The sequence below is a fragment of the Marseilla massiliensis genome (genome assembly GCF_016899855.1).
GTDB lineage: Bacteria > Bacteroidota > Bacteroidia > Bacteroidales > Bacteroidaceae > Prevotella.
Genome location: NZ_JACJJG010000089.1, coordinates 1 through 10697, shown reverse-complemented (window position 1 = coordinate 10697; position 10697 = coordinate 1). Strand labels below are relative to the sequence as shown.

Sequence of the window (10697 nt, the reverse complement as noted above, 5' to 3'; positions counted from 1 at the left end):
CTCATAAGTCCCTGATAATCAGTACCTGTATATTGATTAAATTGAAATTTTGGGCTATAAAACTATCCGGCTTATCCATACTTCAAATTATATAACAAAACTATTGATTTTTAATCTTTTAAAAGAAAAACTCGATGTGCTCAATTTTATGTTGCTGAAAGGCCATCCAACAAAACTGCGGAAGAACCGCAAACGGCAATTAAGGCGGGCAAAAACAAATTTCTTGCAGGCAACCTGACGTTAAATAAAAAAAAATATGTAAGTTTGCAAATCGTATGGTGCTGAACTATATCTGGATATCGTTTTTCCTCATAGCGTTCGTCATAGCGCTGGTGAGGCTTGTGTTCATGGGCGACACCGAGGTGTTTCCGGCCATGATGAACTCGACGTTCAGCTCGGCCAAGACAGCCTTCGAGATATCGCTCGGGCTTACGGGCGTGCTGTCGCTGTGGCTCGGCGTGATGAAGATAGGCGAGAAGGGAGGCGTGGTTAACGCCCTGGCCAGGGTGCTCAGCCCCGTGTTCACCAAGCTGTTTCCCGACATACCGAAGGGCCATCCTGCCACGGGCTCCATCTTCATGAACATCGCCGCCAACATGCTCGGCCTCGACAACGCAGCCACTCCGCTCGGCCTGAAGGCCATGGAGCAGCTCCAGAGCCTCAACAGGAAGAAGGACACGGCCACCAACCCGATGATAATGTTCCTCGTGCTCAACACCTCCGGACTTACCATCATACCCGTGTCGATACTCGTCTACCGCGCGCAGCTCGGCGCGGCACAGCCTACCGACGTATTCATACCCATACTGATAGCCACGTTCTTCTCGACCCTTGCCGGCGTGATAGTGACCAGCCTGTACCAGCGCATCAACCTGCTGAACCGCACCATGCTGCTCACGCTCGGCGGCATGAGCCTCGCCGTGGCGGCGATAATATGGCTCTTCGGCTCGATGGACAAGGAGCGGATGAACCTCGTGAGCACTACGGCGGCCAATATCCTGCTGATGTGCGTAATCGTCGGTTTCATCGTGGCCGGCATGAGAAAGCGTGTCAACGTGTACGATGCCTTCATCGAGGGCGCCAAGGACGGCTTCACCACGGCCGTCAGGATAATACCCTATCTCGTGGCGATACTCGTTGGAATCGGCGTTTTTCGCGCCTCGGGCGCCATGGACGCCATTGTTGACGGTATAAAATGGCTTGTTGAACTGTGCGGCGGCGACACAGAGTTCGTCGGCGCGCTGCCAACCGCGCTGATGAAGCCCCTCTCGGGCAGCGGCGCCCGCGGCATGATGGTCGACGCAATGTCGACATACGGCGCCGACTCGTTCGTCGGCCGTCTCAGTTGTATCTTTCAAGGCTCCACCGACACCACGTTCTACATCCTCGCGGTGTACTTCGGCAGCGTCGGCGTCCGCTACACCCGCCACGCCGTCGCCTGCGGCCTGCTGGCGGATCTGGCTGGAGTAATAGCGGCAATAGCGGTGTGCTACCTGTTCTTTTAAAGGTGAAAAAGTGAAAGAGTGAAAAGGTGAAAAAGAAACATACACGTATTGAAGCAATGCAACGATACTGAATAAATATAATCAAGACCATGAACCAAAAGAATACGATATCAATATTGAGCAAGAAATTTGCTCTTAGAATGATAAAACTTTATAAATACTTGTTGGAAGAAAAACATGAATACATCATGTCAAAACAAGTCTACAGGTCAGGCACAAGTATCGGAGCGAACATTGCCGAAAGCCGTAATGCCCAAAGTACAGCTGACTTTATCAATAAATTAAGTATTGCATTAAAGGAAGCTGACGAAACTGAATACTGGCTTGAGCTGCTACACGAGTCGGAAACGATAGACGATAAACAGTTCGAATCAATAATAAGCGACCTAAAAGTCATAATCGGAACATTAACAAAAATCATAAAAAAGCTGAAAGAGAAGGCAAAACAATGAACATGGTATTTTTCACCTTTTCACTTTTTCACCTTTTCACCTAAAAACGATGGCAGATTTAAAGGGATTAGCTAAGGACACTGCAATCTACGGACTGAGCAGCATTGTGGGGCGGTTTCTCAACTACCTGCTCGTTCCGTTGTACACGGCGAAGCTGTCGGCGGCAAGCGGCGGCTACGGCGTCATCACTAACGTGTATGCATATACGGCGCTGCTGTTCGTCATTCTGACGTACGGCATGGAGACAACGTTCTTCCGTTACTCCAACAAGGAGGGCGAAGACCCGCGCCGGGTGTACTCAACCATACTTATGTCGGTGGGCTTCACCTCGATGGTGTTCGTCCTGCTGGTGCTAGCCTTCATATCGCCCATTTCATCGGCGATGGGCTATGCCGACCACCCTTCTTATATCTGGACGATGGCCTTGACCGTAGCGCTCGACGCATTCCAGGCCATTCCGTTCGCGTATCTGCGCTACAAGAAACGCCCGATAAAGTTCGCCGCGCTCAAGATGCTGTTCATCATAATGAACATCTGCCTCAACCTGGTGTTCTTCGTGCTGCTCCCCGCGCTGTATGAAAGCAGCGGCGGCGAGGGCTTCATAAGCAAGATATACGACCCTACGGTAGGTGTTGGCTATGCGTTCTACATCAACCTGTTCTGCACCGGCTCGATAACGTTCCTTTTCTGGAAGGAACTTACGGGCTTCAAGTATGTCTTCGACCGTGCGTTGCTTAAGAGAATGCTCGGCTACAGCTGGCCAATACTGGTGCTCGGAATCGCCGGAATACTCAACCAGACGGCAGATAAAATCATTTTCCCGTACGTCTACAAGGGAGCCGACGCCCATGCCCAGCTCGGCATTTACGGCGCGGCAAGCAAGATAGCGATGATTATGGCGATGATAACACAGGCCTTCCGCTACGCCTACGAGCCGTTCGTGTTCGGCAAATCCAAGGACAAGGACAACCGCGATACTTACGCCAAGGCGATGAAGTTCTTTGTAATCTTCACCCTTCTGGCGTTCCTTGCCGTCATCGGATACATGGACATACTGAAGCATCTGATAGGCAACGACTATTGGGAGGGCCTAAAAGTCGTGCCGATAGTAATGGCGGCGGAAATCATGATGGGCATATACTTCAACCTGTCGTTCTGGTACAAACTCATCGACAAGACCATCTGGGGCGCCTGGTTCTCTGGAGCCGGCTGCCTGGTACTCATCGCCGTCAACGTAATCTTCGTTCCACAATACGGCTATATGGCCTGCGCGTGGGGCGGTTTCGCAGGATACGGCACGGCGATGCTGCTCTCTTACTTCGTGGGACAGAAGCACTACCCCATCAATTACCCGGTGAAAGAGATTGCGCGGTACGTCGTCGTGGCGATAATCCTGTGCTTGGGAATGCGCTGGGCTAACGGTTCGCTGCCCATGTGGGGCGCACTGGCGGTAAATACGGTGCTCATCGCCCTGTTCGCTGCAATGATAGTGAAGCTCGACTTCCCCCTGAAGCAAATCTTGGGAAAGGTGAGAAAGTGAAAGGGTGAAAAGGCGAGAAAGGCCTAACACCATGCAAATACAACCGTAAAAACCGCATAACAATAAACCCCTACAAACCAAATAACCGCACAACCGCATAACCTCAAAACCTTATAACCGTAAAACCTCATAACCCCAAACCGTAAAAACCCATTAAAAAACATAGCAATGAAAAGATTATTGATGTCTATCGTGGGACTGCTTGCCCTTTTGCCGATGAAGGCGGACGAGGGTATGTGGACCCTGTACAACCTGCCCCAGGCGGTGTACGACCAGATGAAGGCTTACGGATACAGCCTTCCTTACGAGAGTCTTTACTCAGGCAACAACCCCATCAAGGGCTCGGTGGTGCTCTTCGGAGGCTTCTGCTCGGGCGTGGTTGTGTCGCCCGACGGCCTCGTGTTCACCAACCACCACTGTGGTTTCGAGGCAATCCGCAGCCATTCTACCGTGGAGCACGACTACATGCTCAACGGATTCTACGCCAAGACGGCAAAAGACGAGCTGCCGAACGAGAACCTCTTTGTCAGCTTCATGATTGAACAGCAGGACGTTACGGCACGCCTGCAGGCACTGGGCATTGACGATATGCCGTTCGACAAGCAGGCTGACGTCATCGACTCGATAGCCGCCGTGATGACCGACTCGGTAAAGAAAATAGACAAGTCTTACCACGTGGAGATTGACCCCTACTATGAGGGCAACCAATACTACGCCACCACGTACCAGCTCTTCCCCGACGTGCGCCTCGTTTTCGCAGTGCCAAAGTCGATGGGCAAGTTCGGCGGCGAGACCGACAACTGGATGTGGCCGCGCCAGACGTGCGACTTCAGCGTGTTCCGCATATACGCCGACCCGAAGACTAACGGCCCGGCAGAATACTCGGAGGCCAACGTGCCGTACAAACCGAAATCATGGGCACCCGTGTCGATGCAGGGTTACAAGGACGGCGACTTCGCAATGACCGTCGGCTACCCGGGAAGCACGGAGCGTTACCTCTCCTCCTACGGCATAAAGGAAATGCGCGACGCCGGCAACGCCACACGAGTGCAGGTGCGCGGGCTGAAGCAAGAGATAATGAAACGCCACATGGACGCCGACGAGGCAGTCAGAATCAAGTACGACTCGAAGTACGCCCAGAGCGCGAACTACTGGAAAAACTCGATGGGAATGAACAAATGTATCGATTCCATCGGCATAATCGAGCAGAAGAAGGCTTACGAACTGCGCCTGCGCCACTGGCAGGACACCACGGGATACCTCAAGGGCAAGCTCGACTTCGACCTCATGGCGAGGCTCTACGCCAAGTGTTTCAAGCACAGGCGCGCGTTCTACTACTGGTTCGAGACGTTCCGCGGAACGAACGAACTCGTCACCCGCGCCATGAAGGCCGGCAGCGGAATGGAGGTGAAAGGGTCTGAGAAAGACCCGAAGAAGCAGTACATCGAGTTCGAGGACAACAGCGACGAATGGGACGAGGCGCTTGACAAGGAGGTGCTGGCGGCCCTGCTTCAGAACTACCGCGAGCACGTGTCGGAGGAATACCTGCCGTCGTTCTACCAGACCATCGACAAGAAGTTCAAGGGCGACTGCAAGGCTTACGTAGACTACCTCTACAAGAAATCCATACTTATGAAGAGCGGCAAGAAGCTCTACTTCAACAAAAAGAGCTTCAACGAAGACCTCGGCGTGCAGCTGGGCCTTAGCCTGCAGGACTACATCGCGGCGCAAAGCGAAATACTAAACCCGCTCTCTGACTCAATCGACGTGCAGGAGAAATACCTCTGCGCGGCAAAACTGCGCATGGAGCAAGACCTTCCCCACTACAGCGACGCCAACATGACAATGCGCCTAAGCTACGGCCGCGTAGGCGGATTCACCCTCAACGGCTCGCCCTCGGGCTACTACACGACGGCAGAAAGCATTGTAGAGAAGATGAAGATGAGCGACCGCGTGCCTGAATATTTCGCCGAGCCGATAATGCACGAACTGCTCTCAGCCAAGGACTTCGGCCCCTACCAGGACAAGACCACGGGCAAGATGCAGCTCTGCTTCCTTACGAACAACGACATAACCGGCGGCAACAGCGGCTCGCCGATGTTCAACGGCAAGGGCGAACTCATCGGACTGGCCTTCGACGGCAACTGGGACAGCCTCTCGAGCGACATCTACTTCGAGAAGAACCTCGCCCGCTGCATCGGCGTAGACATACGCTACGTGCTCTACATGATTGACAAGTGGGGCCACGCCGACCGCCTGATGAAGGAAATAAACGCCAAATAACAACTGTCGCCAGCGCCCGTTCAACGGGCAAACCAACGGCAACAAACAACAACATCGCGGCCGCGGCGTAACCCGCTGACGGCCAGCCACTTCCCGAAAGGCCACCTTTTGCGTCGCGAAAGGTGGCCTTTCGTCGTGTAAAAGACGGCCTTTCGGAAGGTGAAAGGCCGTCTTTGCAAAACAGCCGGACGCCGAGCGCAGATACACTGACAACCAGGCCAAGCATGGGCGGACAGCATTGATGAGACTTTAACTATGCTAATATTCCTTAAAAAACAAGAAAACAGACATATTATATAAGGTATATGGCGAAAGTTTTGCTTACTTTTGCGCCCTAATCGAATAGGTAATACAGCGTTATGCAGAAGAATTTGGTAATAGTCGAGAGCCCCGCCAAGGCCAAGACCATAGAAAAATTCCTGGGCAAAGACTACAAGGTGATGTCCAGTTACGGCCACATACGTGACCTGAAGAAAAAAGAACTAAGCATAGACACAGACACATTTACGCCCGACTACGAGATTCCCGAAGAGAAGAAGAAGCTCGTGACCGAGCTGAAGAACAGCGCAAAGAACTCAGAGAAAGTATGGCTCGCATCCGATGAAGACCGCGAGGGAGAGGCCATATCGTGGCATCTCTGCGAGGTGCTCGGCCTGGACGAGGAAAAGACCAACCGCATAGTGTTCCACGAGATTACCAAACCTGCCATACTGGAGGCCATCAAGCACCCCCGCCATCTTGACATGAACCTTGTCAACGCCCAGCAGGCGCGCCGCGTGCTCGACCGCCTCGTGGGCTTCAGGCTGTCGCCCGTGCTGTGGCGCAAGGTAAAGCCCGCCCTCTCAGCCGGCCGCGTACAGAGCGTAGCCGTAAGGCTCATCGTTGAGCGCGAGAGGGAGATACAGGCCTTCAAGAGCGAAACCTACTACCGCGTGACGGCCGTGTTCGCCGTGCCCAACGAGGACGGAACGATGTCAGAAGTGAAGGCCGAACTTGACAAGCGCTTCGCCACCCATGACGAGGTACTTGCCTTCCTCGACAAGTGCAAGGGCTCCACGTTCACCGTGGCAGGTATCGTCAAGAAGCCCATGAAGCGTACGCCCGCGCCGCCGTTCACCACCTCCACCCTGCAGCAGGAAGCCGCAAGAAAGCTCGGTTTCACCGTATCGCAGACGATGATGGTGGCACAACACCTTTACGAGAACGGACGGATAACATACATGCGAACCGACTCCGTCAACCTGTCGTCGCTATGCATCAACTCAAGCAAGGCCGAGATAACCAGCCTGTGGGGCGAGGAATACAGCAAGCCGCGCCAGTACCACACGCACTCAAAGGGCGCGCAGGAGGCCCACGAGGCCATCCGCCCGACATACATGGACGCCACCTCGATAGACGGCACGCAGCAGGAAAAGCGCCTGTACGACCTCATCTGGAAGCGCACCGCCGCCAGCCAGATGGCCGACGCGCAGATAGAAAAGACAACAGTGACCATCCGCCTGAGCGACGCCGACGAGCAGTTCGTGGCCAACGGCGAGGTAGTGAAGTTCGACGGATTCCTAAAGGTGTACCGCGAGTCGTCCGACGACGAGGCCGACGGGCAGGAGGACACGTCGCACACGCTGCCCCCGATGACCGAGGGCGAGCAGCTTCAGCGCAGCGAAATCACCGCAACGCAACGCTTCAGCCAAGGCCCCGTGCGATATACCGAGGCCAGCCTCGTGCGCAAACTCGAGGAATTAGGCATCGGCCGACCGTCAACCTACGCCCCGACCATCAGCACCATACAGCAGCGCGAGTACGTGCAGAAGGGCGACAAGAAGGGCGAGGAGCGCCTGTACACCGTAGACACGCTGAAAGGCAACGCCATAACGAACAGGACGAAGACCGAAATGGCCGGCAACGAGAAGGGCAAGCTGCTGCCCACTGACATCGGCATTGTGGTCAATGACTTCCTGATGAAATATTTTCCGGCCATCATGGACTACAACTTCACGGCCAAGGTGGAGCAGCAGTTCGACACCATAGCCGAGGGAAAGGCACAATGGACGGCAATGCTCGAGAACTTCTACAAGAAATTCGAGCCTACCGTCGAGAAGACGATGAACACCCGCGAGGAGCACAAGGCCGGCGAGCGGGAGCTCGGCACGGAACCGGCCACGGGACGACCCGTGTTCGTCAAGATTGGCAGGTTCGGCCCCGTGGTGCAGATAGGCAAGGCCGAGGACAAGGATAAGCCCCGCTTCGCCCAGCTGCCCGCCGACAAGAGCATGGAGACAATCACGCTCGACGAGGCCCTCGAGCTGTTCCGCCTGCCGCGCACTCTCGGCGAGTACGAAGGCACGCCGGTAGTTATCGGCTCAGGACGCTTCGGCCCTTACGTCATGCACGACAAGAAATACGTATCCCTTCCGAAGACTGAGAACCCGCTGACCGTAACCCTCGACACCGCCATAGAGCTGATACGCAACAAGCGCCAACAGGAGACGCAGCGCCACATAAAGACCTTCGAGGACGAGCCTAAGCTGGAAGTGATGAACGGACGCTACGGCCCTTACCTGGCTTACGACGGCAAGAACTACCGACTGCCCAAGGCTATGCACGACAAGGCGGCCGAACTGACCCTCGAGGAGTGCATGAACGTAATCAACAACTCAAAGAAGAAGTAGCCGATGAGGAGAATCATCATCGTAGGATACATGGGCGCCGGCAAGACCACCGTAGGCAAGGCGCTGGCCAAGGACACGGGCCTGCAGTTCTACGACCTCGACTGGTACATCGAAGGAAGAATGCGGAAAACCGTACCGCAAATCTTCGCCGAACGCGGCGAGGACGGCTTCAGGCGGATAGAACACAACCTGCTGCACGAGGCGGCGGAGTTCGAGGACGTGATACTTAGCTGCGGAGGGGGCACCCCGTGCTTCTTCGACAACATGGACTACATGAACTCCCTTGCCGACACCGTTTACCTGAAGGCCGAGCCTGACGTGCTCTGCGCCCACCTGAAAATGGGCAAGACACGCCGCCCCCTGATCGAAGGCAAGTCGGAAGAGGAGCTGCACGAGTTCATAAAAAACCAGCTCAGCCAGCGCGAGGCTTATTACATGAAGGCCCGCCACGTGTTCGACGTGAGCCTGCTTGACAACTACGAGAAGATACAGACTACCGTGGCAAGCCTGCGCAAAATGCTCGATTTGTGAAATTGTATTCGTGAAGTTAAAGAAGTCTGTTCGTGAAATTAAAGAAGTTACAGAAGTTATCACTACGCTCCGCTTCGTTAGAAGTTAAAGCCGAATGCACTGTCGGTTATATTTAACGAGGCTATTGGCTATAACTTCTGTAACTTCTTTAAATTCTATAACTTCATAATGAATTAATAAAGAAATATCACTATCTTTGTGGAGAATTAACGCCTGCCTTGCAAAAGACGGCAAAACGCAATGCAAAAGGCGGTCTTTCGTGGCCTGAAAGACGGCATATCGCAGGCCAAAAGACGGCCTTTCGCAAGACGGGGCGCCACGCTCGCTACCAAATAACGCAAACAACAATAAAACTACCACACCTAAATGAAGAAATGGACGATTGAAGACTCTAACGAGCTTTACAACATCAGCGGATGGGGAACATCCTATTTTGGCATTAACGACAAGGGCGACATGTACGTCTCGCCGTGTAAGGACAACGTGGAGATAGACCTGCACGACGTCATGGACGAGCTGGCCCTGCGCGACGTTACGCCGCCGGTGCTGCTGCGTTTTCCCGACATCCTGGACAACAGAATCGAGAAGACGTGGAGCTGTTTCAAGAAAGCCTCTGACGAATACGGCTTCAAGGGCGAGAACTTCATCATCTATCCCATCAAGGTCAACCAGATGCAGCCCGTCGTTGAGGAGATTATCAGCCACGGACGGAAGTTCAACCTCGGCCTCGAGGCCGGCTCCAAGCCCGAGCTGCACGCCGTCATCGCCGTGCAATGCCAGAGCGACTCGCTCATCATCTGCAACGGATACAAAGACCAGAGCTACATCGAGCTGGCGCTGCTGGCACAGAAGATGGGCAAGAGAATCTTCATCGTGGTGGAGAAACTCAACGAGCTCGACACCATAAGCCGCGCCGCCAAGAAGCTGGGCGTGCGCCCCAACCTGGGCGTAAGGATTAAGCTGGCCTCGTCGGGCAGCGGCAAATGGGAGGAGAGCGGCGGCGACGCGAGCAAGTTCGGACTGACAAGCTCGGAGCTGCTGGCGGCCCTCGAGATTCTCGAAAAGAAGGGACTGAAGGACTGTCTGCGACTGATACACTTCCACATCGGCAGCCAGATAACCAAGATACGCCGCATACAGACAGCCCTGAAGGAGGCTTCGCAGTTCTACATCCAGCTGCACAAGATGGGCTACAACGTCGACTTCGTAGACTGCGGAGGCGGACTGGGCGTAGATTACGACGGCACACGCTCGCCTAACAGCGAGAGCTCGGTGAACTACTCGATACAGGAATACGTGAACGACTGCATCTACACCTTCGTCGAAGCTGCCGACCGCAACGGCATTCCGCACCCCAACCTCATCACGGAGAGCGGCCGCTCGCTGTCGGCACACCACTCGGTGCTGGTAATCGACGTGCTCGAAACGGCGTCGCTGCCCGAAATGCCCGAGGAATATGAGCCTAACGAGAACTCGCACAAGCTGGTAAAAGACCTGTACGACATCTGGGACAACCTTAATCCGCGCACAATATTGGAGGACTGGCACGACGCCGAACAGATACGCGAGGACGCCCTCGACCTGTTTGAGCACGGCCTCGTTGACCTCAAGACGCGCGCCGAGATTGAGCGAATGTACTGGAGCGTGTGCCGCGAAATCAACTCGATATCAAAAAGTTTCAAGCATGTGCCCGAGGAACTGAAGGGTCTCGACAAGC

Annotated in this window: 7 protein-coding genes; all 7 read left to right on the top strand. The window is 54.4% G+C overall.

Features of this window, described 5'->3' with window-relative positions:
• Window positions 1-275 precede the first annotated feature (275 nt).
• Entirely contained in the window at window positions 276-1505 is a 1230-nt protein-coding gene (locus H6A34_RS11635) for a nucleoside recognition domain-containing protein (RefSeq protein WP_205105654.1), read from the top strand.
• 89 nt (window positions 1506-1594) lie between these two features.
• Window positions 1595-1957: a four helix bundle protein gene (locus tag H6A34_RS11630; RefSeq protein ID WP_205105653.1), complete on the top strand. Its 363-nt coding sequence runs from the start codon at window positions 1595-1597 to the stop codon at window positions 1955-1957.
• A 49-nt stretch (window positions 1958-2006) separates the two neighbouring features.
• Window positions 2007-3497 (top strand): oligosaccharide flippase family protein, encoded by a 1491-nt coding sequence (locus H6A34_RS11625; protein WP_205105652.1) that lies wholly within the window; start codon window positions 2007-2009, stop codon window positions 3495-3497.
• Window positions 3498-3665: 168 nt separating this feature from the next.
• Window positions 3666-5780 carry a S46 family peptidase gene (locus H6A34_RS11620; protein ID WP_205105651.1) on the top strand — a complete coding sequence of 705 codons (2115 nt, stop codon included), beginning with the start codon at window positions 3666-3668 and terminating at the stop codon, window positions 5778-5780.
• A 359-nt stretch (window positions 5781-6139) separates the two neighbouring features.
• On the top strand, window positions 6140-8449 hold the full coding sequence (gene topA / locus H6A34_RS11615) for a type I DNA topoisomerase (RefSeq protein WP_205105650.1): 2310 nt from the start codon (window positions 6140-6142) through the stop codon (window positions 8447-8449).
• A 3-nt stretch (window positions 8450-8452) separates the two neighbouring features.
• A complete protein-coding gene (locus H6A34_RS11610; protein ID WP_021949392.1) occupies window positions 8453-8980 on the top strand; it encodes a shikimate kinase in 528 nt (175 codons plus the stop codon).
• A gap of 366 nt (window positions 8981-9346) precedes the next feature.
• Window positions 9347-10697: biosynthetic arginine decarboxylase (gene speA, locus H6A34_RS11605; protein WP_205105649.1), on the top strand; the 1351-nt coding region annotated here is incomplete at its 3' end.